Below are 26,596 nucleotides of genomic sequence, written 5' to 3' on the forward strand. Positions count from 1 at the left end.
ATGTCATTCGCCCAAAACCGCCGCGCGCTTTTGGGCGACATGCATTAGTGATCCTCGTCGATCTCGTCGTGCAGGAGGCCGAGGATGCGGCGCTTGAGCGCGATGAAGTCGGGTTCGAGGATCACGTCCATCGAGCGCGGCCGCGGGATGTCGACCTTGATCTCGGCCTTGATCTTGCCGGGCCTGGCCGTCATCACCAGAACGCGATCGCCAAGCACCAGCGCCTCATCGATGTCGTGGGTGACGAACAGCACCGTTTTCTGCTGCCGCTCCCAGACGCGCAGGAGCAGCTTCTGCATGGTGCCGCGCGTCTGGCTGTCGAGCGCGCCGAACGGCTCGTCCATCAAGAGGACGGCCGGATCATTGGCGAGCGCGCGGGCGATCGCCACGCGCTGCTTCATGCCGCCCGAGAGCTGCGCCGGATAATGGTCGGCAAAGGGCGCGAGGCCGACCTCGTTGAGATACTGGTCGACGATCTGCTTGCGCTGCTCCGCCGGCAGGCCCTTGCGCTTGGGTCCATATTCGATGTTGGCGCGCACCGTAAGCCAGGGAAACAGGGTGTAGCTCTGGAACACCATCCCTCTGTCGGGGCCGGGTTCGATCACTTCCCTGCCGTCCACCTTGATAGTGCCCGAGGTCGCGTCATTGAGGCCGGCGGCGAGATAAAGCAGGCTGGATTTGCCGCATCCCGAAGGGCCGACGATGACGCAGAATTCGTTCTTCGCCACCTTCAGCGACACATCGTCCAGCGCCAGCACGCCGTTGGCGTCGCCATAGCGCAGCGTCACGTCCTCGATGGCCATCGTGGTGCCGGTCGAATGCGGATCGCCGGCCGCATGGGCCGTGCCGGCCGGAATGTTCGCCTTGACGGTTTCGGTCATCACTACCCTTGATCCGGCTGCGGTTTGCGAGGATGCGTTCAACATCAAGGTGCCCATGGCGCGACCCTTGCCCGCAGAATGCGGAATGCGGTGTCGGTGATCAGGCCGAGAAGCCCGATCGCGGCGATCGCCATGAAGATCACATCGACCTGGAAGCCGCGCATCGCCTTGAGGCTGATATAGCCGAGGCCGCTCGACGCCGCGACGAGCTCCGCCACGACGAGATATGTCCAGGCCCAGCCCATGGTGACGCGAAGCGTGTCGAGTATCGAGGGAAGCGCGGCAGGGAAAATGACGTGCCACACCGCCTCCGAGCGCTTGGTGCCCAGAGTGTAGGAGGCGTTGACCAGATCCCTGGACACACTGCGCGCGCAGTCGGAGATCATCACCAGCTGCTGGAAGAATGTGCCGAAGAAGATGACCGCGATGCGCTGCTCGATGCCGATGCCGATCCAAAGGATGAACAGCGGCACGAAGGAGGTCACCGGCAGGTAGCGGATGAAATTGACCAGCGGCTCCAGCGGTGCCTGCACCGCCCGGTAGGTCCCCATCCACAGTCCCAGCGGCACCGCGATCACCGAGGACACGATGAAGCCCAGGATGACCACCTTGGCGCTGGTGAGCGTGTGGTAGAAAAGGCTGCCGTCCAGCGACATGCGATAGGTCGTTTGCAGCACCGTTCCGGGCGTCGGCAGGAACATGTTCGGCACGACGCGGCCATAGGACAGCAACGCCCAGCCGCCGATCACGACCACCCACATCGCCAGCGCGAGTGTCGTTGCCGTGCTGGCGGGGATGTTGGCGAATGGGGTCGTCAGGCGTGTCCACGCCGTCCGCCTTTGTGCCATAAGATGGCCTCCGTTGATTTTAGAGCAATTCCACCAAAAGCGAGCGCGGCTTTCCGTTCGGAATTGCGTCAAAACAAATGATAGAGAGGTTCGCCGTTTCGGCGAAACGGTGAACCGACCCCAGGCGCGAAGCTCAGGCGTTCGAGAAACCGGGATCGGCCCGGGCGGGCCGACTCCGGCTATCCCGAAGGCTCACTGTTCCTTGATGAAATCGGTGTCGAGGATGGTCTTCGAGTCGATCGTCATCTTGAGCTTGCCGGCCTTGCCCCAGATGTCCTGCGCGAAGTTCACCAGGTCGGACGCTTCGCTTTTCTCCGGCGTGCCGAAGAATTCCAGGTTGCGGGCGCGGTCGTAGTAGCGCACGCCCTGGGCGCCGGCCGCGAAATCCTCGGGCTTCTCGAGATAGCCGCCAATGCCCTTGGCCATGATCTCATAGGCCTTTTCCGGGTTGGTCTTGATGTAGTCGACCGCCTTGTAATAGCCCTTGATGAGGGCCTTCACATCCTCGGGGTGCTTCTCGATCAGGTCGCATTTGAGCGCGATCACATCGACGATCAGGCCAGGCGTGGTCGTGGAATCGATCAGCACCTTGCCCTTTCCGCCCTTGCGGACTTCGGTGAGGTGCGGCTCCCAGGTCACGGCGGCGGGAACCTGGCCGGCGATGAACGCGGTCGCCGCATCGTCGGCGGTCATGTTGGTGACGCTGACATCGTCCTCGGTCATGCCTTCCTTTTTCAGGAGCACGTTGAACCAGAATTCGGAAACAGAGCCCTCGTTTAAGGCGACGGGCTGGCCTTTCAAATCCTTGAGCGATTTGACGTCGGCCTGCGTGACGACACCGTCGCCGCCATGGCTGTCGTCAAGCGCCACCACGTATTTGAAGCAGAGCTCGTCCGAGCGGTACTTCATCAGTTCGTCGACGGTGGAGGCGGCGCCGTCGAGATCGCCGCCGGCCACCGCCGCCATGTAAAGCGCTGATTCTTCGATGACTTTCAGGTCGACATCGACGCCGGCTTCCTTGAAGTAGCCAAGGTCGCGAGCAAGGAACAGCGGCCCGTAGCCCACCCAGGTGGTCATGCCGAGGCGAATGGCGCCGGCGTTGGCGGGAGCGGCAAGCCCCAGGCCCAGCAGGCCCGCGCTGACCGCGGTCATCAGGCAGTTTCGGAATGTCTTCATTATCGTGGTTCCCCTATGGCTGTTACCGGCATCGACCTCGTTCGAGTGGCGTATGCCAGGCTGTCGTTTCGGCAGCCGCTCTCTTGTTATGCGTCGCCCTCCCAGGCGGGCCTTGTTCTAGGTCCCGCAAGAGAGCATCCGGGCCGGATCGCAAAAAGAAGTCTTTTTCTGTCCTTTGCTTCGCCGAAACCGAAGCAGCGGACCCTGCATGGTTGACGCGCTTGAATTGACGGCGCCAGGCGACCGCGGTTCCGATGGCGCCGGCAGATGCACCAATGACCGTGAACGGCTTGCTGACCAAAGAGATTGTAGCGGTAGGGACGCTCGCCCGATCGAAGGCGCTCTCGACCATCGGGAAATCGACGGCGGCGCCAGATGAGTGGCAAATTCAGGCGCTTTGGGGCACTGTCGAGGGATGCGGCCTCGTCGGCCGCAACCCAGGCATTTCGGCACGATCGCCACGCCTCTCGACGTGGCAATGCGGACTATGCCGCCAAGGCGCCCGACTTCTTGGCGGTCCAGGTGGCGATATAGTCCATCAGGCCGGGGCTGAGGCAGTCATAGGGCTCGAGCCCGATCGACTTCAGCTGGGCGCGGATGCCGTCCATGCGGCTCGGATCGACACCGGATTCGATGATCGAGGAGACGAAGGCGGTGAAGCCCGGCGGCGACCAGCCGTCCTCCTCGAAGCGCTCGGGATGGATGAAGGACAGGCCCTTGAAGGGATGGTCGCGCTCGACCGGGCCGTACATGTGGACGCCGCAGCTTGTGCAGGCATGGCGCTGGATGAGGGCCGAGGGATCGACCACCTTGAGCTTGTCGCCGTTCTCCGTCACGGTGACATCGCCGCTGCCGGCAACGGCCACGACCGAGAAGATGGCGCCGTCCGGCTTCCAGCATTTGGTGCAGCCGCAGGCGTGGTTGTGGGCGATCTGGCCCTTGACCTTCACCTTCACCGGATTGCTGGTGCACAGGCAGACCAGCGTGCCGCCGGCAAAGCTCGCGCTCTCCCTCGGCAGGCCATTGTCGATCTTCGGATGCAGTTTTTCAGGCATGAGTTCCTCCCTTGTTGAACCTGTGCAACTTCAGTCGCTGGCCATAGGTCGGCGGCTTGTTTTTCCTCAGTAAACCACGACGCTCCGGATCGACTTGCCCTCATGCATGAGGTCGAAGCCCTTGTTGATGTCCTCGAGCTTCAGCGTGTGGGTGATCATCGGATCGATCTGGATCTTGCCTTCCATGTACCAGTCGACGATTTTTGGCACATCGGTGCGGCCCCGCGCGCCGCCGAAGGCGGTGCCCATCCAGCTGCGCCCGGTGACCAGTTGGAACGGCCTGGTCGAGATCTCCTGGCCGGCGCCGGCGACGCCGATGACGACCGACTTGCCCCAGCCGCGATGCGAGGCCTCCAGCGCCTGGCGCATCACCTTGGTGTTGCCGGTGCAGTCGAAGGTGTAGTCGGCGCCGCCGATCTGGTCGGCGCCCCGCTTGGTCAGGTTGACCAGGTAAGGCACGACGTCGCCGTCGATCTCCTTCGGATTGACGAAATGCGTCATGCCGAACTTCTCGCCCCAGGCCTTCTTGTCGTTGTTCAGATCGACGCCGATGATCATGTCGGCGCCGGCAAGGCGAAGCCCCTGGATGACGTTCAAGCCGATGCCGCCGAGGCCGAAGACGACCGCCGTCGCGCCTTGCTCGACCTTGGCGGTGTTGATGACGGCGCCGATGCCGGTCGTCACGCCGCAGCCGATGTAGCAGATCTTGTCGAAGGGGGCGTCGGGATTGACCTTGGCGACCGCGATCTCGGGCAGCACGGTGAAGTTGGAAAAGGTCGAGCAGCCCATGTAATGAAACAGCTTGTCCTTGCCCATCGAGAAGCGCGAGGTGCCGTCGGGCATCAAGCCCTGGCCCTGCGTGGCGCGGATGGCGGTGCACAGATTGGTCTTGCGCGACAGGCAGGACGGGCACTGCCGGCATTCGGGCGTATAGAGCGGGATGACATGGTCGCCCTTCCTGACCGAGGTGACGCCCTTGCCGACATCGACGACGATGCCGGCGCCCTCATGGCCGAGGATGGCCGGAAAAAGCCCTTCCGGATCGGCGCCCGACAGCGTGAACTCATCGGTATGGCAGATGCCGGTTGCCTTGACCTCGACCAGGACCTCGCCGTCGCGCGGCCCTTCGAGGTCCACCTCCATGATCTCAAGCGGCTTTCCGGCGGCAACGGCAACGGCGGCACGCGTCTTCATGAGGCACTCCTCCCAGGGCAGTCGAAAAACTTCATGTTCCGGCGGACGTGACGTCCGCCAGACAACAAAAATACCGTTTCCAAGCCGTAGTGAGCTAGCAATAATCGAACGGTCTACCTCATAAGTCTATTCTACCAAGGTCCCCCCACCCTTCACCTGTTTCGAGGTGGCCACCCGATAGACGCGTTGCTTGATCTCGAGGATCGACCGGGAACTTTCCGCGCAGTTCGGCATGCCGCGATCCACTTGATCGCCGGCCGCCTTGCCGGCGGCGAATAGGACTAAAGCAGAAGTGGCAGGTCAGCTTACAAGGTTTGATAAATCCAACACGTCCGCTAAGTTTTCCGCGGGCACCTTGGCTTGGCGCCGGTCCGATAGGATTGGACCCGGCACGAGAGTGGGTAATGTTATCGATGACGAGCGCGGTGCCGAGCACTCTCACGACCTTTTTGTGCTTTCTTTTCCTGGCCGCCAACATTTCCGGTGCGCCGGCTCAGGAAGCGAGCAAGCAACCGGCCGCAACGGCCAAGCCTGAAAAGAAGATCACCGAAATCAAGATAGGCTATTTGCGGGCATACGCGCCGCAGCTGACGCTTTCCCTGCTCGACCTGCCGCCAAGGGACGAGGGTGCTGCCGGCGCCAAGGTGGCGATCGGCGACAACAATACGACAGGAACGTTCCTCGGCCAGAAATTCAGCCTCGACATCACCGAAATAAAGCCGGACGCCGATGTGGTTCAGGCATTCGACGACCTGATCGTCAAGGGCGACCGCTATGTGGTAGCGGACCTCTCGGCCAGGCAATTGCTGTCCATCGCCGACATCGCGCGCGACAAGGGCGTGCTGATCTTCAACATCGGCGCCACCGACGACAGCCTGCGCGAGGAGGACTGCCGCATAAACGTCTTCCACATCGCGCCGACGCGCAGCATGCTGGCCGACGCGCTGGCGCAATATCTCATGGTGAAGAAATGGCCGAACTGGGTGCTGCTCTACGGCTCGCATGAGCAGGACCATCTCTACGCCGATGCGTTGCGCCGCGCGGCTGCCCGTTTCGGTGGCCAGATCGTGGCGGAGAAGGAGTTCAAGGACTCCGGCACCGCCAGGCGCACCGACACCGGCGCCACGCAGATCCAGCAGCAGATTTCCGTGTTCACGCAGGACCTGCCGGAGCACGACGTGGTGCTGGTCGCCGACGAGAGCGAGGTATTCGGAACCTATGTGCCCTACCGCACCTGGACGCCGCGCCCGGTCGCGGGCACGGCCGGGCTTGTCGCCTCGTCATGGCATCCCGCGAGTGAGCAGTGGGGCGGCATCCAGATGCAAAGCCGGTTCCTGAGGACGACGGGCCGGCGAATGTTGTCCAAGGACATGTCGGCCTGGACGGCCGTGCGGGCCGTCGGCGAAGCCACCACGCGCACCAATGGCGACGATCCGAAAAAGATCAGCGACTATATCCGCTCGGACGATTTCTCGGTCGCCGCCTTCAAGGGCCAGAAGCTGACCTTCCGCAAATGGAACCTTCAGCTGCGCCAGCCGATCCTGCTCAGCGACGCCAAGTCGGTCGTCTCGACCTCGCCGCAGGAGGGCTACCTCCATCAGGTTTCCGAGCTAGACACGCTCGGCGTCGACCAGCCGGAGACGAAATGCGCCCTTAAGTAAAAAGCAATCGGGAGGAAAATCGGTGCAAGGACGAGCTTGTGCACTCGCCTTTCTCGCGACCGGCCTCGTGGCCGGTCCGGCATCGGCCTATACGGCCTATGTCTCCAACGAGAAGGACAACACCATGACCGTCGTCGACACGGCGACGATGAAGGTGATCAAGACCGTCGATGTCGGGCAGCGGCCGCGCGGCATCACGATTTCGCCCGACGGCAAGTTCGTCTATCTGTGCGCCAGCGACGACGACACGGTCCAAATCATCGATACGTCGAGCCTTCAAATCGTGGGCGATCTGCCCTCCGGGCCCGATCCTGAATTGTTCGTGCTCTCGCCTGACGGCAAGACGCTTTACATCGCCAACGAGGACGACAATCTGGTGACCGTCGTCGATGTCGCGAGCAAGGCGGTGCTCTCGGAGATTCCGGTCGGCGTCGAGCCGGAAGGCATGGGCGTCAGCCCCGACGGCAAGACCATGGTCAACACCTCCGAAACCACCAGCATGGCCCATTTCATCGACACGCAAAGCCATGAGGTGACGGACAACGTCCTGGTCGATACGCGCCCGCGCTTCGCCGAATTCAAGCCCGACGGCTCCCAGGTCTGGGTCAGCGCCGAGGTCGGCGGCACGGTAAGCGTCATCGACAACGCCAAGCGCCAGGTGGTGAAGAAAATCCAGTTCGCGATCAACGGATTGCGGGCCGAGACCATCCAGCCCGTCGGCATCGCCATAACCGCCGACGGCAAGAAGGCCTATGTCGCGCTCGGCCCGGCAAACCATGTCGCGGTGATCAACACCGAAACCTACGAAGTGGAAAGATATATCCTCGTCGGCCAGCGCGTCTGGCATCTCGCCTTCACCCCCGACCAGAAGACGCTGATCACCACGAACGGCAACTCGAACGACATCACCTTCATCGACACGGCGACCGATGAACCGGTCCAGTCGCTCACCGTCGGCCAGCAGCCCTGGGGCGTGGCCATATCGCCGAACTAGCGATGTCCCAAGCAAGCCAGGAAGTTCGTTCCATGAAGACCAGTCGCATGATTGCCTTCGTCGTTCTTGTCGGACTGGCGGTTGCCCCGCTCGCGGCCAGTGCCGACGACGATGATGCCCCGAAGGTGACGCGATCCAGCAAGAACCTCCCCGAGCTTGTCCTGGGCTCGGACAAATCCAGCTACGACGTCAATCGGACGGATTTCGAACTGGTCGCCGGCCAAGGCTATCGCTGGAAGATCACATCTCACGGCGGCTTCGAATACAAGTTCATGACCGATCTCTGGCGCAACGTCTGGATTGACCAGATCGTCATAAACGATCTCGAGGTGCACATGGCCGGCGCACCGGCCTGGCTCGAATTCGACGATGCGGGAACCATATTGGTTCAGTTCCACACCGTGCGCCCCGGCGAATACACGTGGTCCGTCGCCGACCTTGCCGACAAGGGCCTGAAGGGCAAGATCACAATCAAATGAAAACCGGCAAATGAGGACCGGGCGCACATGAGAACAGGGTGATGGGCGTGCAGCATGTACGGACAGGCGGGTCGGGAAATGAGGTGGCGGCGCTCGACGTCGTCGGCGTCAGCCATTCCTACGGTCCCAAACGGGCGCTGAACAACGTGTCCTTCTCGATCGCCCCGGCGACCTTCACGGTGCTGCTCGGCCTCAACGGGGCGGGCAAGACGACCTTGTTCTCGCTGATCAGCCACCTTTACGACACCCGCCATGGATCGATCCGCATCTTCGGCCATGACATCCGCCGCGCTTCCGGCGAAGCGCTCAGATGTGTCGGCATCGTGTTCCAGGCACGTACGCTCGACCTCGATCTCAGCGTGTACCAGAACCTCTCCTACCACGCCTCGCTGCACGGTATCGGCGGCGGCGAAGCCCGGCAACGCATCGCCGCCCTGCTCGAAACGGTCGACATGCAGGGCCGCGAGCATGACAAGGCCCGTTCTCTCTCCGGCGGCCAGATGCGACGGATCGAAATCGCCAGGGCGCTGCTCCACCGCCCCTCCCTGCTGCTGCTCGACGAGGCGACAGTCGGTCTCGACGTCCAGTCGCGCGCCGGCATCCTGGCCACCATCCGCAGGCTCGTCGAAACCGAAGGCATCGGCGTTCTGTGGGCCACGCACCTGATTGACGAAGTCGCCGACAGCGACCATGCCGTCGTGCTGCGACAGGGCAACCTTGTCGCCAGCGGCACAGTGTCCGATCTCATCCAGGCCAGCGGCGCCGGTTCGATCCGCGACGCCTTCTCGAAGCTCAACCGCAGCGAGACGACCGGCATTGCGGAGATTTCGCCATGAGCACGTCCGCGATGCCGCAAAAGGTCGCCTCCGTCACGCCGGTGAGGTCGGACGCGTTCGGTCCGCGCCACTATCTCGTCTGCCTCAAGGGCATCGTCCTGCGCGAGTGCCTGCGTTTCCTGCATCAACGCGAGCGCTTCATCTCCTCGCTGGTCAGGCCGCTCGTCTGGCTGTTCATCTTCGCCGCCGGCTTTCGCCAGGTGCTCGGCGTCTCGATCATACCGCCGTATAAAACCTACGTCCTTTACGAGGTCTACATCACGCCCGGCCTGTGCGGCATGATCCTTCTGTTCTCGGGCATGCAGTCTTCGCTGTCGATGGTCTACGACCGCGAGATGGGCAATATGCGCACCCTGCTTGTCAGCCCGTTTCCGCGCTGGTTTCTGTTGGTGTCCAAGATGCTCGCCGGCGTCGCCGTATCGATCGCGCAGGTCTACGCGTTCCTGATCGTGGCCTGGTTCTGGGGGGTCAAGGCGCCGCCCCTTGGCTACCTGTTCGTGCTGCCGGCGCTGTTTCTATCGGGCATGATGCTTTGCGCCCTCGGGATGCTTTTGTCCTCGGTGATCAAGCAACTCGAAAACTTTGCCGGCATCATGAACTTCGTCATATTTCCTGGCTATTTCGCCTCACCCGCCTTGTATCCGTTGTGGCGCATCCAGGAAGCCAGTCCTCTCCTCTACAAGATCTGCATCATCAATCCGTTCACTTACGCGGTCGAACTCATCCGCTTTGCCTTTTACGGGCAGGTCGATTGGGTGTCGCTGGGCGTCGTCGCCGGATGCACGCTGCTGTTTCTGGCCGGAGCCATCATCGCCTACGACCCCTCGCGCGGCCTGATGACCCGCAAGCAGGATACGGGAGGAAATGCCTGATGACGGGAATGCTTGCTCGCAGCCTGGTTGTGGTCGCCATGCTAGCGCCGGGCGCGAATGCCGGGGCGGCGACCGCCGATCCGGGCTGGCCCTGCGTCCAGCGCAAGGTGCCGCAATTGTCGCTCGGCCAGGTCTGGAACGGGCCGGACCTTCCGCCGTCGGCCAAGGACTGGTCAAACGACTCATCGGTCTCCGCCCTTGTCGAGGACGTCTCGGCGCGGCGGCTGCCGCTCGGCGACGCTCAGAAGAAAATCAGGGATTTTGCGGCATCGCTTCCGGCCGAGCAGCTTGCGCCGAAAATGGCGATGCTCGTGCAGGGCATGTTCGACCACATGGACGCCGAGCGTTCGCACGTCATTTCCGGCATTTCCCGTTATGCCCACAGGCAGCTCGAAATGGCCGCTGACTTGCGCAAGCAAGCGTCCGACGTCGATGCGTTGCGAGCAAAGCCCGGCGCGGATCAGGACGAGGTCGAGCGGCGGACCGACCAGCTGAATTTCGCGACGCGCATCTTCACGGAGCGCGCGCAATCACTGACCTACGTCTGTGACGTGCCGACGATAATCGAGCAGCGGCTTTACCAGCTGGCCAAGACCGTCTCGGAGACGCTTGCCGCGAAGAAATAACTCTTCCTGGAATTGCTCTAGCTGCTCCGGCCGGGCAATACGCGCCAGCGCTGCACGAAATAGCCGGGATGTGTGTCCAGCCAATGCGCGACCAGCGGCTGTGCCTGCATGAAGGCCACTCCGGGATTCATGGCCAGGCCGTCCGCCATTTCCTCGCGTTGCTCACAGGTCTGCGGCACGGTCGTCATGCAGACCATCATCACGATTGTATAAAGCATTGCCCCTTCCCCTTCGAAATCCCGAACCCCACGCCGGGACGCATGCGATTTGCCTGCGGGTTTGGCTGCCCTTCCGCCTTGTGTGAATTGCTGCCCTACCCTTCCATCAGCAATATGCCATGCAGGCCTGCCGACCGCCATGGCGATGACCCATTGCTCACGCCCTTCCCCAACCTTTTCGCACGAACCCCGACAGCCGATATGTCAGGCGTTTCACTTGGGCCGCCTTGCAGGCGTTCTCGCTTGCCGTGTCGGCGCTGCTTCATCCGCTTCGGCATGTGGATACAGTTTGCCGAACAGGGGCAGGTAAGTCGCGCCCTTGCGCATCAGGAAATCGTTGAAGGTCGCCATCGCGGGCGAGATCACGTGATCGGTGCGCATCACCGAAAACCATTGCCGGCGGATCGGCATCCCGGCCACATCGAGAATGACGAGCCGACCGGCTTCCGTTTCCGCGGCGATGGTGTGGGCGGAGATGAAGGCAATGCCGAGACCTGCCATCACCGCCTGCTTGATCGTCTCGTTCGACCCCATCTCGACGCCGAGATCGTCGATCCGGCCAGGCACGTCGCTCAGGAATATCTCCAGCGAGATGCGCGTGCCCGAGCCTGGCTCGCGGATCAGGAAATGCTCCTCGGCGATCCTTTCCTTGGAAATGTCGCGTGCCGAAACCAGCTTGTGTTCGGGCGGCGCGATGATGACCAGCGGATGGTCGCCGAAGACCGAAGCGCGCACCGAAACTTCCTTGGGTGGACGGCCCATCAGCGCGATGTCGATGTCGTGATTCTTCAGCCTGTCGATCGTTTCGGCTCTATTGCCGATGGCAAGCCGCATGTCGATGTCGGGATGCTCCTTCATGAAGCCGGCCATCAGCCGCGGCGCGAAATATTTGGCGGTGGAGACGACGCCGAGCCTCAGGCTGCCGGCGCGCACGCCCTTGATGGCGTCCATCTCGTCCTCAAGCATGCGCAGCCGCTCCTCGATGGCCTGCGCCGCCTCGACGAAGGCCAGCCCTGCGGTAGTAGGACGCATGCCGTCCGACGTCCGGTCGAACAAGGCCAGCTGGAACTCCTCCTCCACTTGTCGCAACTGGATCGTAACCGCTGGAGGAGAGAGGCCTAACACCTTGGCCGCGCTCACGATTTTCCCGTGGCTGACGATGGCTTGGACGGTCTTGAATTGCTTGAGCGTGAGAGTCCTCATGCAGCATACTAAATTATTTTTAGCGTCAAGGTAAAGTTATTGAATTTTACTTATCTTGGACCGTTTGGTTTCATCTCTCCATCCGGCGCCTGGGAAATACGCCGGACCGGGAGGTTACGATGCCAGCGGCAACGCTCGACGCTTTTCTGAACTCTTATCTCGGCGACCTGCCGGACAAACGCCGATCCGCGGTCGTCGCCACCGTCCGTCAGTTCACGCAGGCGGCTACCAAGGTCCGCAATGCCATCAACCAGGGAGCGCTCGGCGCCGCTTTTGCCGGGACCCGCGGCGCCAATGCCGACGGCGATGTCCAGAAGGATCTCGACGTCTTCGCCGACGATATCTTCCTCGACGCCATGCGTCGCGCCCCGGTCGCGCTCTATGCCTCCGAGGAGCTGGAGCAGCCGGTCCTGCTCGACAGGCAAGCCCCCCTCGCCGTCGCCATCGACCCGCTGGACGGCTCCTCCAACATCGACACCAACGTGTCGGTCGGAACGATTTTCTCGCTCCTCCCTGCAACTGGCGCGCCGGACGCCGATCCGGCCGCCTCCTTTTTGCAGGCAGGCGCGAACATGCTGGGCGCCGGCTTCTTTATCTACGGGCCGCAGTTGGCGCTCGTTCTGTCGCTCGGCAGCGGCACGCACGTCTTCGTGCATTCGACCAGGCTAGGCACCTTCGTCCAGGCCTACGAAAGCCGGATCATTCCGGAGCGGACCCAGGAGTTCGCCATCAACGCCGCCAACTACCGCCACTGGGACGAGGCGGTGCGCCTCTATGTCGACGACTGCCTGGAAGGCGCCGAAGGCCCACGGGAGAAGGATTTCAACATGCGCTGGATCGCCTCTTTGGTTGCCGAATGCTACCGCATATTGATGCGCGGCGGCGTGTTTCTGTATCCCGGCGACCAACGCCGGGGTTACAGCCAGGGACGGCTCCGGCTGGTCTATGAGGCCAATCCGATTGCCTATCTGATCGAACAGGCGGCCGGTGCCGCGACCGATGCGATCACCCGCATCCTGGAAATCGAACCCGAGAGCCTGCATCAGCGCGTACCCGTGGTCTTCGGATCCGCGCGGGAAGTCGCGCGGATCGCCCGCTACCACACCGAGCCCAGCGCCATCGGCGAGCGTGCGCCGCTGTTCAGCCGCCGCGGACTCTTCAGGGCCTGAGCGGAACCATGTCGGCGAAGCACCCCATCATCACCATCACCGGGTCGTCGGGCGCGGGTACGACCTCGGTCAAGCGCATCTTCGAGATGATCTTCCGGCGCGAGAACATCGAGGCTGCCTTCATCGAAGGCGACGCCTTTCATCGCTACGATCGCGCTGCGATGAAGGTGGAGGTCGCCAAGCAGGAAAAGGCAGGCAACCCGAACTTCACCCACTTCCATGCCGAGGCGAACGAGCTCGAGATCCTCGAGGAGGTTTTCGAGGAATATGGCCGCCGGGGGAGCGGGAAGACCCGCACCTACATCCATGACGAGGACGAGGAGAAACAGTACGGCACACCGCCCGGCCATTTCACCGAATGGCGCGAATTCGCGCCGAGCGACCTGCTCTTCTACGAAGGCCTGCATGGCTGCGTCGTCACCGAAAAGATCAATCTGGCCAGGCATGCGGACCTCAAGATCGGCGTGGTGCCGGTCATAAATCTCGAATGGATCCAGAAGATCCATCGCGATCGCGCCACGCGCGGCTATTCGACCGAGGCGGTGATGGACGTGATCCTGCGCCGCATGCCGGACTATGTCCGCTACATCGTCCCGCAATTCTCGCAAACCGCGATCAATTTCCAGCGCGTGCCGATCGTCGACACGTCGAACCCGTTCATCGCGCGCTGGATTCCGACCCCCGACGAATCGATGCTGGTGATCCGCTTCGCCAATCCCCGCGGCATCGATTTCCCTTACCTGCTTTCAATGATCCACGACTCCTTCATGTCGCGGCCGAATTCCATAGTGGTGCCGGGCAACAAGCTCGACCTTGCCATGCAGCTGATCCTGACGCCGCTCATCCTGCAATTGATCGAACGCAAGAAACGTGTGTCGTGAGGAGGATGCCATGACCAGCCTGGCAGCATTGAAGCCCACCGCCGCCGTGTCCGAGCGCGACTTGGCGAACGCCATCCGCGCGCTGGCCATGGACAGCGTGCAGAAGGCCAGTTCCGGACATCCGGGCATGCCGATGGGCATGGCCGATGTCGCGACGGTGTTGTTCAGCCGCTTCATCGCCATAGACCCGGCGGCGCCGGATTGGCCCGATCGCGACCGCTTCGTGCTTTCGGCCGGGCACGGCTCGATGCTGCAATATGCGCTGCATTACCTGCTCGGCTACCAGGACATGCCGATCGAGGAGTTGCAGCGGTTCCGTCAGCTGGGCAGCCGTACCGCCGGGCATCCGGAGCATGGCCACGCGCTTGGCATCGAGACGACCACCGGCCCGCTCGGGCAAGGCATTTCGACCGCTGTCGGCATGGCGCTGGCCGAGCGCATGCTTGCCGCCCGCCACGGCGCCGATCTCGTCGACCACTACACCTATGTGATCGCCGGCGACGGCTGCCTGCAGGAAGGCATCAGCCACGAGGCGATCGACCTCGCGGGTCACCTGAAGCTCTCCCGCCTGATCGTGCTTTGGGACGACAACGCGATCTCCATCGACGGACCGACCTCGCTGTCGACATCGATGGATCAGCCGGCCCGGTTCAAAGCCGCCGGATGGCATGTGCGGTCGGTGGACGGCCATGACATGGAAGCCGTCGCCACGGCGATCGAGGCAGCACAGCATTCGGATCGGCCATCCCTGATCGCCTGCCGTACGGTGATCGGCAAGGGCGCCCCCAATCTCGGCGGTTCGGAAAAGACGCATGGCGCGCCGCTGGGCGATGCGGAGATCGCCGCGACGCGCGAAAACATCGGCTGGGCCCACGCGCCGTTCGACGTGCCGCACGACATCCTTTCGGCTTGGCGCGAGATCGCCGAACGCGGCCAGGCGGCGCGGCGCGCTTGGGAGCGGCGGCTTGCCGCCTCGGCGCGCCGCGAAGACTTCGAGCGCGCGCTTTCCGGCAAGCTGCCCGATGCGGTCTTCGAAGCGTTGAACGCCTTCCGCGCGGAGCACGTCGAGAAGGCGACCAAGGTTGCAACGCGCAAGGCCTCCGAAATGGCGCTCGCCGCGATCAACGGCGCAACCGAGCTGACAGTCGGCGGCTCCGCCGATCTGACCCATTCGAACCTGACGATCACCAAAGGCATGGATCGCATAGCGCCGGGCGACTATGCAGGCCGCTATATTCATTACGGCATTCGCGAGCACGGCATGGCCGCGGCCATGAACGGCATCGCCCTGCATGGCGGGTTCATACCTTATGGCGGCACTTTCCTGTGCTTCGCCGACTATGCTCGCGGCGCGATGCGGCTCTCGGCGCTCATGAGCCAGCGCGTCGTCTATGTGATGACGCACGATTCCATCGGCCTCGGCGAGGACGGACCGACCCATCAGCCCGTCGAGCACCTGGCGATGCTGCGGGCCACGCCGAACCTCAATGTCTTCCGCCCGGCCGACATCATCGAAACGGCGGAGTGCTGGGAACTGGCGCTGAAGAGCGGGAAGCGGCCAAGCGTGCTCGCGCTCTCGCGCCAGAACCTGCCGACGCTGCGCCAGGTACATGGCCACGAGAACCGGTCCGGCCGCGGCGCTTACGTCTTGCGCGAGCCATCCGCGCATCGCGCCGTGACGCTGATCGCCACCGGCTCGGAGGTCGAGATCGCCGTTGCCGCCGCCGAACGGCTGGAAACCCAGCACGGCGTCGCCGCCGCGGTCGTCTCGATGCCGTGCTGGGAATTGTTCGAGGAACAGGAAGCCGACTACCGCAAGTCCGTCCTCGGCTCGGCGCCGCGCGTCGCCATCGAGGCGGCCGCCCGTCTCGGCTGGGACCGCTGGATCGGCGACACAGGCGCTTTTGTCGGCATGACCGGCTTCGGCGCCAGTGCCCCCGCCCCTGACCTGTATCGGCATTTCGGCATCACACCCGAAGCCGTCGCCGCGGCGGCGCTGAAACTCATCATCTAGGAGGACCGACAATGGCCCGCATCACCCTTCGCCAGCTTCTCGACCATGCCGCCGAGCACGGTTACGGCGTGCCGGCATTCAACATCAACAACATGGAACAGGGCCTCGCCATCATGGAGGCGGCCAGGGCTTGCGACGCGCCGGTGATCATCCAGGCGTCGCGCGGCGCCCGCTCCTATGCCAACGACATCATGCTGTCCAGGATGATGGAGGCGCTGACCGAGATCCATCCAAACATTCCGTTGTGCATCCATCAGGATCACGGCAACAACGAAGCCACCTGCCTTTCGGCGATCCGCCACGGCTTCACCTCGGTGATGATGGACGGGTCGTTGATGGCGGACGCCAAGACCCCGGCGAGCTACGACTACAACGTCGCCATCACCGAACGCGTCGCGCGCATGGCGCATTGGGTCGGCGCTTCCGTCGAAGGCGAGCTCGGCGTGCTCGGCTCGCTGGAAACCGGCCAGGGCGAAGCGGAGGACGGTCACGGAGCGGAGGGCGCGCTGTCGCACGATCAGCTGCTGACCGATCCCGATCAGGCGGTCGACTTCGTGACCGCCACCCGCGTCGACGCGCTCGCCATCGCCTGCGGCACTTCCCACGGCGCCTACAAGTTCACGCGCAAGCCGGACGGCGACATCCTGGCCATGCAGGTGATCGAGGCGATCCACGAGAAGCTGCCGAACACGCATCTGGTCATGCACGGTTCGTCCTCCGTGCCGCAGGAGCTGCAGGACATTATCAACAAGTACGGCGGGGAGATGCCCCAGACCTTCGGCGTTCCGGTCGAGGAGATCGAGCGCGGCATCCGCTACGGCGTGCGCAAGGTCAACATCGACACCGATTGCCGCATGGCCATGGCCGGGCAGTTCCGCCGCGTCGCGACGCAGGATCCGCGTGAATTCGATCCGCGAAAATTCCTGAAGCCCGCCATGGACGCCTTGCGCGACCTCTGCCGCGATCGCTTCGAACGCTTCGGCACCGCGGGCAACGCCTCGAGGATCAAGGTCATCGCCATGGACGAGATGGCCAAGCGCTACGCCGCGGGAAAGCTCGACCCGCAGATCGCAACCGCGAAAGCCGCCTGAGCGGCGGTCCGCCAAGCAAGGAAAGGACCAGACTCATGTCCAACAAATCCGAGACCGTGACCGGCAAGGACCGCTACAGATCCGGTGTGATGGAATACAAGAAGATGGGCTATTGGGAGCCCGACTACGAGCCCAAGGACACCGACATAATCTCGGTGTTCAGGATCACGCCGCAGGACGGCGTCGACCCGATTGAGGCCGCCGCGGCAGTCGCCGGCGAATCCTCGACCGCAACCTGGACTGTGGTCTGGACGGACCGGCTGACGGCGAGCGAAAAATACCGCGCCAAGGCCTATCGGGTCGACCCCGTGCCGAACGCGCCCGGACAGTACTTCGCCTATATCGCCTACGATCTCGACCTGTTCGAGCCGGGTTCGATCGCCAATCTTTCGGCATCGATCATCGGCAATGTCTTCGGTTTCAAGCCGTTGAAGGCATTGCGGCTGGAGGACATGCGTTTTCCCGTCGCCTATGTGAAGACCTTCCAGGGTCCGGCGACCGGCATCGTCGTCGAGCGCGAGCGCCTCGACAAGTTCGGCCGCCCGCTGCTCGGCGCCACCGTCAAGCCGAAGCTCGGCCTTTCCGGCCGCAATTACGGCCGTGTCGTCTACGAGGCGCTGAAAGGCGGGCTCGATTTCACCAAGGACGACGAAAACATCAACTCGCAGCCCTTCATGCATTGGCGTGAGCGGTTTCTCTACTGCATGGAGGCGGTCAACAAGGCGCAGGCCGAGACCGGCGAGATCAAGGGGACCTATCTCAACGTCACCGCGGCCACCATGGAGGACATGTACGAGCGGGCCGACTTCGCCAGGGAGCTCGGCTCCAACATCGTCATGATCGACCTCGTGATCGGCTACACGGCGATCCAGTCGATGGCGAAGTGGGCGCGCAGGAACGACATGATCCTGCACCTGCATCGCGCCGGCCACTCGACCTACACGCGGCAGAAGTCGCACGGCGTTTCCTTCCGCGTCATCGCCAAATGGATGCGGCTTGCCGGCGTCGATCACATCCATGCCGGCACCGTCGTCGGCAAGCTGGAAGGCGATCCGGCGACGACAAGGGGTTACTACGATATCTGCCGCGAGGACCATAACCCGATGCGGCTGGAGAACGGCATCTTCTTCGACCAGCACTGGGCATCGCTCAACAAGCTGATGCCGGTGGCGTCGGGCGGCATCCATGCCGGCCAGATGCATCAGCTCATCGAGCTGCTCGGCGAGGATGTGGTGCTCCAGTTCGGCGGCGGCACGATCGGCCATCCGATGGGGATCTCGGCCGGCGCCACCGCCAACAGGGTAGCCCTCGAAGCGATGATCCTCGCCCGCAACGAGGGTCGCGACTACCTGCGGGAAGGGCCTGAGATCCTCGAGCGCGCCGCCCGCTCATGCCTGCCGCTGCGACAGGCCCTCGACGTCTGGAAGGACGTGACATTCAACTACGCCTCGACCGACACGCCGGACTTCGTTCCGGTGGCAACAGCCGCCGAATAAGGAGACAGACAATGCGCATAACCCAAGGGGCTTTTTCCTTCCTGCCCGACCTGACCGACGATCAGATCCGCGCGCAGGTGCAGTATTGCATCGACAACAAATGGGCCGTCAGCCTCGAGTTCACCGACGACCCGCACCCGCGCAACACCTATTGGGACATGTGGGGCCACCCGATGTTCGACAATCCGGACGCGGCGGCGCTGATGATGGAGCTCAACGCATGCCGCAAGCTCTATGGCGATCGCTATATCCGCGTCGTCGCCTTCGATTCCTCGCAGGGCTGGGAATCGGTGAAGCTCTCCTTCATCGTGAACCGCCCGGCCGAGGAACCCGGCTACCGGCTCGACAGGCAGGAAACCGCGGGCCGCATGATCCGCTACACCACCAAGCCCTACGCGGCCGACAGGCCGGCCGGGGCGAGATACGGCTGATCATCGCGACAGGAGGAAAATACCATGTCGGCGCCAGCCTTAGCCGAAACGCAAGTGCCGCAAGCCGCCGTCCCGGCGGCGATCGATCTGCGCGAGGAATTCGAGACGTCCGGCGTCAAGGACGTCCTGGCCCAGCTCGACTGCGATCTGATCGGGCTCGCCCCGGTCAAGCGACGCATCCGCGAGACGGCGGCGCTCCTGCTGGTCGAGCGGGCCCGCCGCCGCATGGGCCTCGCGCACGAAACGCCGACGCTGCATATGAGCTTCACCGGCAATCCGGGCACCGGCAAGACAACCGTCGCGCTGCGCATGGCCGACCTGCTGCATCGCCTGGGCTATATCCGCAAGGGCCATCTGGTTTCGGTTACCCGCGACGATCTGGTCGGCCAGTATATCGGCCATACGGCCCCGAAGACCAAGGAGATCCTGAAGAAGGCGATGGGCGGCGTGCTGTTCATCGACGAGGCCTATTATCTCTATCGCCCCGAGAACGAACGGGACTACGGCCAGGAAGCGATCGAGATCCTGCTGCAGGTGATGGAGAACCAGCGCGACGATCTCGTCGTCGTCCTCGCCGGCTATGCACAGCGCATGGATCGCTTCTTCGAAAGCAATCCGGGATTCCGTTCACGCGTTGCCCACCACATCGACTTTCCCGATTATTCCGACGACGAGCTTCTCAGGATCGCGGAACAAATGCTCGAAAAGCAAAACTACCTGTTCGACACAGAGGCAATCGCCGCAATGGCCGACTACATCGCGCGCCGCCGCGCGCAACCGCATTTCGCCAATGCCCGCTCGATCCGCAACGCGCTCGACCGGACACGACTGCGGCAGGCCAATCGCCTGTTCGAGAGCGCCAGGGGACCGCTCGACGCCAAGGCGCTGTCGACGATCTCCGCCGAGGACATCACCGCCAGCCGGGTGTTCGCAGTGAAGCCCGGGGAAGGAGAAGGCAAATGACCGCAACAACCATCATCGCCCCTTCCGTTCTGTCGTCGGATTTCTCGCGGCTCGGCAACGAGGTCGAAGCGGTCGCGCGGGCAGGCGCCGACTGGATCCATCTCGACGTGATGGACGGACATTTCGTGCCCAACATCACCTTCGGCCCGCCGGTGATCAAGGCGATCCGCGATCGAACCGACAAGATCTTCGACTGTCATCTGATGATCGCGCCGGCCGATCCCTATCTCGCCGCCTTCGCCGACGCCGGTTGCGACATCATCACGGTGCACGCCGAGGCCGGGCCGCATCTCGACCGCTCGCTGCAGGCGATCAGGAACCTCGGCAAGAAGGCCGGCGTGTCGCTCAACCCGTCGACGCCGGAAAGCGTCATCGAATATGTCCTCGACCGGCTCGACCTGGTGCTTTTGATGACCGTCAATCCGGGTTTCGGCGGTCAGGCCTTCATTTCGGCGGTCGTCGACAAGGTCAGGCGTGTCAAGACGCTCGTCGGCCAGCGTCCGATCGACATCGAGATCGACGGCGGCGTCACGCCCGAGACGGCTCCCCTTGTTACCGCGGCCGGCGCCAATGTGCTCGTCGCCGGCTCCGCCGTTTTCAAGGGTGGCGCCGAGGCCGCCTATCGCGCCAATATTGGCGCGATCAGACAGGCGGCCGACGGAGCGGTCCGGCGAGCCGCGTGAACCACTTGCGGAGGATGACATGGCGGCAATCCCACCGGTCTGCGATTTCGGCTGGCAAGGCGTCGACGCCGTCTTGCCCGGCATCGACGGCAGATCGCATTCGATCTTCGACCAGGCCGGGCCCAACGGGCTGGTCGTCGCCTTCATCTGCAATCACTGCCCCTATGTGAAGGCGGTGATTTCGCGCATCGTGCGCGACGCCGACGACCTCAAGGCCGAGGGTATCGGCTTTGTTGCTATCAACGCCAACGATGCCGACGCCTATCCTGACGATGGCTTCGACAACATGAAGCTCTTCGCCAGGGCGAACGCCTTCACCTTCCCGTATCTTCATGACGAGTCGCAGGCGGTGGCGCGCGCCTATGGCGCCGTGTGCACCCCGGATTTCTTCGGCCTCAACGGCGAGCTGACGCTGCAATATCGTGGCCGGCTGGATGCATCGCGACGCGAGGCCGGACCGCCTGGGCTGAGACGCGATCTGCTGGAGGCGATGAAGCAGGTTGCCCGAACCGGTAACGGACCGCGCGACCAGATCGCTTCGATCGGCTGCTCGATCAAATGGAAGGAGGCCGCATGAAAGGCGCAAGCAAGCCGTTTGGGTCGCCAAGGGCGATCCTGTTCGATCTCGACGGCACGCTGATCGATTCGGCGCCCGACATCGCGGCGGCCGTGAACGAGTTGCTGGCCGGCCGCGATCTGCCGCCGCTCAGCGTGGATCGGGTCAGGGCGATGATCGGCGGCGGTGTCATGAAATTGGTCGAGCGCGCTTTCGCCGCCTCGGGGTCGCCGCTTACCGGCAGCGTTCTCGAGGAAGCCAATCGCGACATGGCGCCGATCTACCGCAGACATCTGACCGGGCTGACGAAGCTGATGCCTGGCGTCAGGGAAGTTCTCACCCACTTCCATCTGAACGGAACGGCCATGGGCGTTGCCACCAACAAGCCGCAATTGGCGACGCGCGAAATCCTGCTGCATTTCCACTTGACGGAATATCTCGGCGCGATCGTCGGCGGAGATGCCGTGACAAACCTGAAACCGGCGCCTGACGCTTTGCTTCTGGCGCTCGACCAGCTTGGCGTCGAACCATACGAGGCGCTGATGGTTGGAGACAGCATCAGCGACGTCGGCGCCGCGCGCGCGGCCGGCATGCCGGTCGTTCTGCTGCGCGGCGGCTACACCCATGTCCCCGTCGAGGAGCTGGGCGCGGACCTCGTATGCGACAGCCTGCTCGATCTGCCTTCCGCCATGCGGAGGCTGCGTGACGCCGCGTAGAGCGGCTCGGCGATTCTATCAACGCTGAACCGCTCTAGGCCGTCACTTCGAGAATTGCTTGAGATAGGCGATGACGTTGGCCACGTCCTTGTCGTCCTTGAGGCCGGCAAACGCCATCTTCGTGCCTTTCACCATGGCCTTTGGATCATGGAGATAGGTCGTCAGCGTCGGCTCATCCCATTTGACGCCGGACTTTCCGGCCGCGACCATGGCCTGGGAATAGCTGAATCCCGGATGCGTGCCGGCCGTGCGGCCGATGACGCCGTTCAAAGACGGACCGACCTTGTTCTGGTCCTTGTCCGCGACGTGGCAGACCTTGCATTTGGTGAAGACCTTCTCGCCTGCCGCCGCATCCTGCGCGTAGGATTGGTCCGTAATAAAAGTAACCAGGAATATGGCGGCGAAAAATGCGATAGCGCGCATGGCAATTCCTCATTAATCGTCAAATCCCCGGCACGAGCAAAAAGCTAACCGGCGGATGGCGGAAGTCAATCATACGAAGGTCCAGACTGCCGCACCCGAGAGAGCCTATCCTGTACTTTCGACTTTGTTGACGGTCCTGGGGCGAGCGCGTAGCTTCAGGCCGTTCTGGATTCCCAAGGGCACCTCGGGACACCGGTCAGGCTGGTTTCATCCAGGCTGAGATTTGCCCAGGCAATGGGGGCGGCGGCATTTCGCCAGAGCGGGCGTCTTCGCGCGCGCAAGAGGTGCTGAATGAATATGGTCGACCTCATATTGACGGTTTGCCTGAGTGCCAATCCCGGCGATTGCCGAGACGAGCATCTCTATTTTGAAAGCCGCGGCTCCCTGTTCCAATGCATGATGCTGGCGCCCAGCGAAATCGCGAAATGGTCGCAGGAACACCCGGCCTTGAAGGTCAGGCGCTGGAAATGCGCTTTCCCGACGAAGGACCGGGCAATCTGACCGGCGCCCCTGGTTTGTTGCAGTCCCGGGAGGACGCATCATGATTTCGCGGCGGGAAGCGCTCCGTCTGGCGGCTCTTGGAACGGCGGCGGTTCTCGGCTCACACGCCGTTGCCGCCTCCGCCGCGTCCAAGCTTCGCATCGGCGTGCTGAAGTTCGGCACGGTGAGCTGGGAGCTTGATACGCTGAAGCAGCACAAGTTCGACGCCGCCAACGGGATCGATCTGGACGTCATCAATTTCGCCGGGGAGGATGCGACCAATGTGGCGATGCTGGCGGCCGCGATCGACATGATCGTGACCGATTGGCTGTGGGTCTCGCGCCAGCGCTCGGAGGGCGGCGACGTCACATTGGCCCCCTATTCGACCGCCGTCGGGGCGATCATGGTGAAGGACGCATCGCCGATCCGCACGATCGCAGACCTCAAGGGAAAGAAGATCGGCGTCGCCGGCGGAGCCATCGACAAGAGCTGGCTGCTGATACAGGCGCTGGCCAGGCGCGATCACGGCATCGACCTGCCGGCGGTCAGCGATGTCGTCTTTGGCGCGCCGCCGCTGATTTCGCAAAAGGCCATTCAGGGCGAGCTCGATGCGGCGCTCAATTTCTGGCACTTCTGCGCCAGGCTCGAGGCCGACGGCTTTCGTCGGCTGATCGGCGCCGGCGACGCGCAGATGGCGCTCGGAGCATCGGGTCCGGTATCCGCGCTTGGCTATGTCTTCCACGACAAATGGGCCAACGACAATCCGCAAGCCGCCCGCGGCTTCCTCAAGGCTTCCGCGCAGGCCAAGGATCTGCTGGCAAGGTCCGACGAAGAGTGGCTGCGCCTCGCGCCGGTCATCCGCGCGGACGGCAAGGAGCTGGCCAAGCTGCGCGAACGCTACCGCGAGGGCATCCCCAGGCGGCCGGTCGCCGAGGAGGCGGTCGATGCCGGCAGGCTCTATCGGGTGCTGGCCCGAATCGGCGGCGAAAAGCTGGTCGGCAGCGCGCCGGAGATGGCGCCCGGCACATTCTGGCGGGAGCCGCCGCAATGACCGCAAGAGACGGTGGCGATCGCACGCTCGGCGAAGCGGCCGGCATCTCCAGCCGTTCCGGCTCCGCTGCGACGCTGATGCCCGCGCTGACGGTGACAGTCTCCTTGCTCGGGCTTGGCCTGCTGTGGAGCCTGGCGGCGAATACCTGGCCGAGTCCCGCCTTTCCGGGACCAGGTGAGGTCTGGCAGGTGCTGCTGAGAGAGGCGGCGAGCGGCGACCTTTTCTACCACCTCGGCGCAACGCTGGGCCGGGTCGCCGCGGCGTATCTCGTCGCGATGATCGTCGGATCGGCGATCGGCATCCTCCTCGGCAGCTACCGCCGCGCGGACCGGTTCTTCAACCCCTGGGTCATCCTGTTCCTCAACATCCCCGCGCTGGTGGTCATCGTGCTGGCCTATATCTGGTTCGGCCTCAACGAGGCGGCGGCGATAGGCGCGGTCGCCGTGAACAAGATCCCGAATGTCGTGGTGACCATGCGCGAGGGCGCCAGGGCGCTGGACCCGAGTTACGCCGAAATGGCGGCCGTCTACCGCTTCGGTCCCCTCGACCGCCTTCGCCATATCCTGCTGCCGCAATTGCAGCCCTATCTGGCCGCGGCCTCGCGCTCCGGTATCGCTCTCATCTGGAAGATCGTTCTGGTGGTCGAACTGCTCGGCCGCTCCAACGGCGTGGGCTTTCAGATCCACCTCTATTTCCAGCTTTTCGACGTCGCCGCCATTCTTGCCTACACGCTGGCATTCGTGGCGGTGATGCTCGTGATCGAACTTCTTCTGGTGCAGCCCGTTGAACGACATGCAACCCGTTGGCGCCGCCGCTCCGCTTAGGGTCGACATCGCCGAAAAAACCTTCAGGTCCGCGCAGGGCGTCTCGGTCATGGCGCTGAAGAACCTTTCCTTCGAGGTCCAACAAGGCGAATTCGCCTGCCTGCTCGGGCCATCGGGCTGCGGCAAGACCACGACGCTGCGCATTCTGCTTGGGATCGACAGGCAGTTCTCCGGTTCTTTCCAGCTGCCCGAAGGCGGCTCGAACCGCATAGCCGCCGTGTTCCAGGAACCCACCCTGCTGCCCTGGCGCACGGTGGAACAGAATGTCAGGCTGGCGCTGCCGAAAGACCTGCGCGCGAAAAATCTTGACGCGCTGTTCGACACGCTCGGTCTCGCCGGCATGCGCTCGCTCTATCCGGCGGAGCTTTCGCTAGGCCTTGCGCGAAGGGCGGCGCTTGCGCGCGCCTTCGCGACCGAGCCGGCGGTGCTGTTCCTCGACGAGCCCTTCGTCTCGCTCGACGGACGGACCGCCGGGCAACTCCGGCGCCTGCTTCTCGACGTCTGGTCGGCCAGGCCCACGACCGCCCTGATGGTGACACACAACCTGACCGAGGCGCTGACGCTGGCGGACCGCATCATCGTGCTTGCGCCGAGGCCCTCGCACGTACTCGGCGTTTTCGACATAGGGCTCCCCCGGCAACACCGCGGCCCCGAGGCGACGAACGGCCTTTTGCGATCGTTCCATCAGAAATTTCCGGGCGTGGCCTGACCGCCCCGGTCCATGCAGTTCCGGACGGAAAACCACTGCGGACTTTCCCGGATGCTTCAGAAGCAACGCACGTCGGCTTCGGCCTGCGCCTGCTTCAGCTCCGTCCGCGCGGCTTTCGCCGGCGCGCTTTCGCGGAACAGACCTGCATTCTCGCCTGTCGTCAGGGACAGGCTCTTGAAGGTCTCGGCCCTCTCATAATGGTCGTAAGGGAGGATCGAGGCGATGACGTCGATCGAGCATGAACAACTCTCCAGCGCCTGACGCGTCTGGCCGTTGGTCTGCATGCAGCCGAGCACGTAGTCGACAATCGTCGCCGTCGGGTAGTCCCCCGCGGCGCCGGCCGGGTTTGCAAGGACCATTGCCGGCGAAAAGAGGAGCGGAAGGATCGAAAATCCAACATATCTGACCATGAGAAATTCCTCCTGTTGCCCGCGCGCGCTGCAGCGAGGCAGCACCATCGTGCCCAGTTGGCGGCATGCCGCAAGCCCGGTCAAGTTCTCACCGCCCCGGTATAGGACCAAAGGAGGAATGCCTTGCCCACCGACGGCAGCTCTCCAAAGCAGCTTCACGGCTCGTCCCAGCGCCCATCTTAGCGAGTATTTTTTCATAGCCAGATCAATGCGGACAACCAGAGATATCAAGCGAAACGAGACACAAGAATATTTAGAAATATACTTAGAAGTTTATCACGCCTATAATACGATCATATTAGATATTGCATATGAAATCATTCGATTTTAAACTTCTAACCATGGTGAAATTTTGAATGTCTTTTTCTCTAAATTTTATATTGCGTCGCACTAGATAAATGCTGCAGCGCACAATTCAGGCGGGGGTTTTTCCTTGCCTGACATTTTGCAATGACATAGCCTTACCCTGTTTCCGGCTTCAAGGACATCGCTGTAACAAGGGAGCGGCGGCAGTCTTTCGTAGGCCAACCGGGCGGGTGCAGGCTAGGCTGATTTGGTAGAGGATAGGAAAGTTCCTCTGCTACTTTCAGTTTAGGTCGTGACAGCTGCCGGAAATACTTCCCAATACCAATCGCCTGAACAAGCTCTTGCGAGCT

28 protein-coding genes are annotated in these 26,596 nt (G+C 63.0%); 19 read left to right on the forward strand and 9 right to left on the reverse strand.

Translation table 11 applies throughout. The annotated features are described in order from the left end of the window. Positions 1-44: 44 nt before the first annotated feature. The 5 genes from FJ414_RS00695 to FJ414_RS00715 form a co-directional block, all read right to left on the reverse strand. The gene (locus tag FJ414_RS00695) at positions 45-803 is read right to left on the reverse strand and encodes an ABC transporter ATP-binding protein (RefSeq protein ID WP_210239423.1); all 759 of its coding nucleotides are present in this window, start codon (positions 801-803) and stop codon (positions 45-47) included. 122 nt (positions 804-925) lie between these two features. Beyond that, positions 926-1,729, reverse strand: a complete 804-nt coding sequence (locus FJ414_RS00700; protein WP_140640285.1) for an ABC transporter permease — start codon at positions 1,727-1,729, stop codon at positions 926-928. Positions 1,730-1,921: 192 nt separating this feature from the next. Continuing rightward, on the reverse strand, positions 1,922-2,905 hold the full coding sequence (locus FJ414_RS00705; RefSeq protein WP_140640287.1) for an ABC transporter substrate-binding protein: 984 nt from the start codon (positions 2,903-2,905) through the stop codon (positions 1,922-1,924). Positions 2,906-3,390: 485 nt separating this feature from the next. Beyond that, positions 3,391-3,960, reverse strand: a complete 570-nt coding sequence (gene gfa, locus FJ414_RS00710) for an S-(hydroxymethyl)glutathione synthase (RefSeq protein ID WP_140640289.1) — start codon at positions 3,958-3,960, stop codon at positions 3,391-3,393. Positions 3,961-4,026: 66 nt separating this feature from the next. After that, on the reverse strand, positions 4,027-5,154 hold the full coding sequence (locus FJ414_RS00715; protein WP_140640291.1) for an S-(hydroxymethyl)glutathione dehydrogenase/class III alcohol dehydrogenase: 1,128 nt from the start codon (positions 5,152-5,154) through the stop codon (positions 4,027-4,029). 413 nt (positions 5,155-5,567) lie between these two features. Here FJ414_RS00715 and FJ414_RS00720 point away from each other — a divergent pair, with 413 nt between their 5' ends. From FJ414_RS00720 to FJ414_RS00745, 6 genes are read left to right on the forward strand one after another with little or no spacing between them, the layout of a single operon-like run. Further along, complete coding sequence (locus FJ414_RS00720; protein WP_140640827.1) at positions 5,568-6,815, forward strand: ABC transporter substrate-binding protein; 1,248 nt, start codon at positions 5,568-5,570, stop codon at positions 6,813-6,815. A gap of 22 nt (positions 6,816-6,837) precedes the next feature. Next, positions 6,838-7,809: a YVTN family beta-propeller repeat protein gene (locus tag FJ414_RS00725; protein WP_140640293.1), complete on the forward strand. Its 972-nt coding sequence runs from the start codon at positions 6,838-6,840 to the stop codon at positions 7,807-7,809. 32 nt (positions 7,810-7,841) lie between these two features. Beyond that, positions 7,842-8,288 (forward strand): hypothetical protein, encoded by a 447-nt coding sequence (locus tag FJ414_RS00730; RefSeq protein ID WP_140640295.1) that lies wholly within the window; start codon positions 7,842-7,844, stop codon positions 8,286-8,288. A 41-nt stretch (positions 8,289-8,329) separates the two neighbouring features. Continuing rightward, complete coding sequence (locus FJ414_RS00735; protein ID WP_181181477.1) at positions 8,330-9,124, forward strand: ATP-binding cassette domain-containing protein; 795 nt, start codon at positions 8,330-8,332, stop codon at positions 9,122-9,124. 11 nt (positions 9,125-9,135) lie between these two features. Further along, positions 9,136-9,996 (forward strand): ABC transporter permease, encoded by an 861-nt coding sequence (locus FJ414_RS00740; RefSeq protein WP_181181494.1) that lies wholly within the window; start codon positions 9,136-9,138, stop codon positions 9,994-9,996. Continuing rightward, positions 9,996-10,622: a hypothetical protein gene (locus FJ414_RS00745; RefSeq protein ID WP_140640299.1), complete on the forward strand. Its 627-nt coding sequence runs from the start codon at positions 9,996-9,998 to the stop codon at positions 10,620-10,622. The genes FJ414_RS00740 and FJ414_RS00745 overlap by 1 nt, the downstream gene beginning before the upstream one ends. Before the next feature lie 17 nt (positions 10,623-10,639). Here FJ414_RS00745 and FJ414_RS00750 read toward each other — a convergent pair whose 3' ends face one another. Both FJ414_RS00750 and FJ414_RS00755 read right to left on the reverse strand, forming a co-directional pair. Further along, complete coding sequence (locus FJ414_RS00750; RefSeq protein WP_140640301.1) at positions 10,640-10,840, reverse strand: hypothetical protein; 201 nt, start codon at positions 10,838-10,840, stop codon at positions 10,640-10,642. A 213-nt stretch (positions 10,841-11,053) separates the two neighbouring features. Next, a complete protein-coding gene (locus FJ414_RS00755) occupies positions 11,054-12,043 on the reverse strand; it encodes a LysR family transcriptional regulator (RefSeq protein WP_140640303.1) in 990 nt (329 codons plus the stop codon). A gap of 119 nt (positions 12,044-12,162) precedes the next feature. Between FJ414_RS00755 and FJ414_RS00760 the strand changes: the two genes are divergently transcribed. Genes FJ414_RS00760 through gph form a run of 10 tightly spaced genes read left to right on the forward strand, consistent with a single transcriptional unit; the run spans position 12,163 to position 22,043 of the window. Continuing rightward, a complete protein-coding gene (locus FJ414_RS00760) occupies positions 12,163-13,212 on the forward strand; it encodes a class 1 fructose-bisphosphatase (protein WP_140640305.1) in 1,050 nt (349 codons plus the stop codon). Between the two features lie 8 nt (positions 13,213-13,220). Then, entirely contained in the window at positions 13,221-14,093 is an 873-nt protein-coding gene (locus FJ414_RS00765) for a phosphoribulokinase (RefSeq protein WP_140640307.1), read from the forward strand. Positions 14,094-14,103: 10 nt separating this feature from the next. After that, the gene (gene tkt, locus FJ414_RS00770) at positions 14,104-16,107 is read left to right on the forward strand and encodes a transketolase (RefSeq protein ID WP_140640309.1); all 2,004 of its coding nucleotides are present in this window, start codon (positions 14,104-14,106) and stop codon (positions 16,105-16,107) included. Positions 16,108-16,118: 11 nt separating this feature from the next. Continuing rightward, positions 16,119-17,198: a class II fructose-bisphosphate aldolase gene (gene fba / locus FJ414_RS00775; RefSeq protein ID WP_140640311.1), complete on the forward strand. Its 1,080-nt coding sequence runs from the start codon at positions 16,119-16,121 to the stop codon at positions 17,196-17,198. Between the two features lie 35 nt (positions 17,199-17,233). Beyond that, positions 17,234-18,694 (forward strand): form I ribulose bisphosphate carboxylase large subunit, encoded by a 1,461-nt coding sequence (locus FJ414_RS00780; RefSeq protein ID WP_140640312.1) that lies wholly within the window; start codon positions 17,234-17,236, stop codon positions 18,692-18,694. 11 nt (positions 18,695-18,705) lie between these two features. Next, positions 18,706-19,125, forward strand: a complete 420-nt coding sequence (locus tag FJ414_RS00785) for a ribulose bisphosphate carboxylase small subunit (RefSeq protein ID WP_140640313.1) — start codon at positions 18,706-18,708, stop codon at positions 19,123-19,125. 24 nt (positions 19,126-19,149) lie between these two features. Next, entirely contained in the window at positions 19,150-20,088 is a 939-nt protein-coding gene (gene cbbX / locus FJ414_RS00790) for a CbbX protein (RefSeq protein ID WP_140640314.1), read from the forward strand. Continuing rightward, complete coding sequence (gene rpe, locus FJ414_RS00795) at positions 20,085-20,771, forward strand: ribulose-phosphate 3-epimerase (protein ID WP_140640316.1); 687 nt, start codon at positions 20,085-20,087, stop codon at positions 20,769-20,771. The genes cbbX and rpe overlap by 4 nt, the downstream gene beginning before the upstream one ends. Positions 20,772-20,790: 19 nt before the next feature. Continuing rightward, positions 20,791-21,348, forward strand: a complete 558-nt coding sequence (locus FJ414_RS00800) for a thioredoxin family protein (protein WP_140640317.1) — start codon at positions 20,791-20,793, stop codon at positions 21,346-21,348. After that, complete coding sequence (gene gph / locus FJ414_RS00805; protein ID WP_140640319.1) at positions 21,345-22,043, forward strand: phosphoglycolate phosphatase; 699 nt, start codon at positions 21,345-21,347, stop codon at positions 22,041-22,043. Before FJ414_RS00800 ends, gph begins: the two co-directional genes overlap by 4 nt. A 42-nt stretch (positions 22,044-22,085) precedes the next feature. Here gph and FJ414_RS00810 read toward each other — a convergent pair whose 3' ends face one another. Then, the gene (locus FJ414_RS00810) at positions 22,086-22,466 is read right to left on the reverse strand and encodes a cytochrome c family protein (RefSeq protein WP_140640321.1); all 381 of its coding nucleotides are present in this window, start codon (positions 22,464-22,466) and stop codon (positions 22,086-22,088) included. Positions 22,467-23,004: 538 nt separating this feature from the next. On the opposite strand from FJ414_RS00810, the gene FJ414_RS00820 reads away from it, so the two are divergent. The 3 genes from FJ414_RS00820 (at position 23,005) to FJ414_RS00830 (ending at position 25,530) form a co-directional block, all read left to right on the forward strand. Beyond that, positions 23,005-23,997, forward strand: coding sequence for an ABC transporter substrate-binding protein (locus tag FJ414_RS00820; protein ID WP_140640325.1), 993 nt, complete (start codon positions 23,005-23,007; stop codon positions 23,995-23,997). Between the two features lie 77 nt (positions 23,998-24,074). After that, positions 24,075-24,821, forward strand: a complete 747-nt coding sequence (locus tag FJ414_RS00825; protein ID WP_140640831.1) for an ABC transporter permease — start codon at positions 24,075-24,077, stop codon at positions 24,819-24,821. Next, on the forward strand, positions 24,790-25,530 hold the full coding sequence (locus FJ414_RS00830) for an ATP-binding cassette domain-containing protein (protein ID WP_140640833.1): 741 nt from the start codon (positions 24,790-24,792) through the stop codon (positions 25,528-25,530). Before FJ414_RS00825 ends, FJ414_RS00830 begins: the two co-directional genes overlap by 32 nt. A 56-nt stretch (positions 25,531-25,586) precedes the next feature. Here the strand turns inward: FJ414_RS00830 and FJ414_RS00835 are convergent, their stop codons facing one another. After that, positions 25,587-25,940 carry a hypothetical protein gene (locus tag FJ414_RS00835; protein ID WP_140640327.1) on the reverse strand — a complete coding sequence of 118 codons (354 nt, stop codon included), beginning with the start codon at positions 25,938-25,940 and terminating at the stop codon, positions 25,587-25,589. Positions 25,941-26,596 lie beyond the last annotated feature (656 nt).

The sequence above is a fragment of the Mesorhizobium sp. B3-1-6 genome (genome assembly GCF_006439555.1).
Taxonomy (GTDB): Bacteria; Pseudomonadota; Alphaproteobacteria; order Rhizobiales; family Rhizobiaceae; genus Mesorhizobium.

Coding starts and splice junctions, on each gene's coding strand:
- FJ414_RS00695 (WP_210239423.1), bottom strand. CDS start 803: ATGGCCATCGAGGACGTGACGCTGCGCTATGGCGACGCCAACGGCGTG.
- FJ414_RS00700 (WP_140640285.1), bottom strand. CDS start 1,729: ATGGCACAAAGGCGGACGGCGTGGACACGCCTGACGACCCCATTCGCC.
- FJ414_RS00705 (WP_140640287.1), bottom strand. CDS start 2,905: ATGAAGACATTCCGAAACTGCCTGATGACCGCGGTCAGCGCGGGCCTG.
- gfa (WP_140640289.1), bottom strand. CDS start 3,960: ATGCCTGAAAAACTGCATCCGAAGATCGACAATGGCCTGCCGAGGGAG.
- FJ414_RS00715 (WP_140640291.1), bottom strand. CDS start 5,154: ATGAAGACGCGTGCCGCCGTTGCCGTTGCCGCCGGAAAGCCGCTTGAG.
- FJ414_RS00720 (WP_140640827.1), top strand. CDS start 5,568: ATGACGAGCGCGGTGCCGAGCACTCTCACGACCTTTTTGTGCTTTCTT.
- FJ414_RS00730 (WP_140640295.1), top strand. CDS start 7,842: ATGAAGACCAGTCGCATGATTGCCTTCGTCGTTCTTGTCGGACTGGCG.
- FJ414_RS00735 (WP_181181477.1), top strand. CDS start 8,330: ATGGGCGTGCAGCATGTACGGACAGGCGGGTCGGGAAATGAGGTGGCG.
- FJ414_RS00740 (WP_181181494.1), top strand. CDS start 9,136: ATGCCGCAAAAGGTCGCCTCCGTCACGCCGGTGAGGTCGGACGCGTTC.
- FJ414_RS00745 (WP_140640299.1), top strand. CDS start 9,996: ATGACGGGAATGCTTGCTCGCAGCCTGGTTGTGGTCGCCATGCTAGCG.
- FJ414_RS00750 (WP_140640301.1), bottom strand. CDS start 10,840: ATGCTTTATACAATCGTGATGATGGTCTGCATGACGACCGTGCCGCAG.
- FJ414_RS00755 (WP_140640303.1), bottom strand. CDS start 12,043: ATGAGGACTCTCACGCTCAAGCAATTCAAGACCGTCCAAGCCATCGTC.
- FJ414_RS00760 (WP_140640305.1), top strand. CDS start 12,163: ATGCCAGCGGCAACGCTCGACGCTTTTCTGAACTCTTATCTCGGCGAC.
- FJ414_RS00765 (WP_140640307.1), top strand. CDS start 13,221: ATGTCGGCGAAGCACCCCATCATCACCATCACCGGGTCGTCGGGCGCG.
- tkt (WP_140640309.1), top strand. CDS start 14,104: ATGACCAGCCTGGCAGCATTGAAGCCCACCGCCGCCGTGTCCGAGCGC.
- fba (WP_140640311.1), top strand. CDS start 16,119: ATGGCCCGCATCACCCTTCGCCAGCTTCTCGACCATGCCGCCGAGCAC.
- FJ414_RS00780 (WP_140640312.1), top strand. CDS start 17,234: ATGTCCAACAAATCCGAGACCGTGACCGGCAAGGACCGCTACAGATCC.
- FJ414_RS00785 (WP_140640313.1), top strand. CDS start 18,706: ATGCGCATAACCCAAGGGGCTTTTTCCTTCCTGCCCGACCTGACCGAC.
- cbbX (WP_140640314.1), top strand. CDS start 19,150: ATGTCGGCGCCAGCCTTAGCCGAAACGCAAGTGCCGCAAGCCGCCGTC.
- rpe (WP_140640316.1), top strand. CDS start 20,085: ATGACCGCAACAACCATCATCGCCCCTTCCGTTCTGTCGTCGGATTTC.
- FJ414_RS00800 (WP_140640317.1), top strand. CDS start 20,791: ATGGCGGCAATCCCACCGGTCTGCGATTTCGGCTGGCAAGGCGTCGAC.
- gph (WP_140640319.1), top strand. CDS start 21,345: ATGAAAGGCGCAAGCAAGCCGTTTGGGTCGCCAAGGGCGATCCTGTTC.
- FJ414_RS00810 (WP_140640321.1), bottom strand. CDS start 22,466: ATGCGCGCTATCGCATTTTTCGCCGCCATATTCCTGGTTACTTTTATT.
- FJ414_RS00825 (WP_140640831.1), top strand. CDS start 24,075: ATGCCCGCGCTGACGGTGACAGTCTCCTTGCTCGGGCTTGGCCTGCTG.
- FJ414_RS00830 (WP_140640833.1), top strand. CDS start 24,790: ATGCAACCCGTTGGCGCCGCCGCTCCGCTTAGGGTCGACATCGCCGAA.
- FJ414_RS00835 (WP_140640327.1), bottom strand. CDS start 25,940: ATGGTCAGATATGTTGGATTTTCGATCCTTCCGCTCCTCTTTTCGCCG.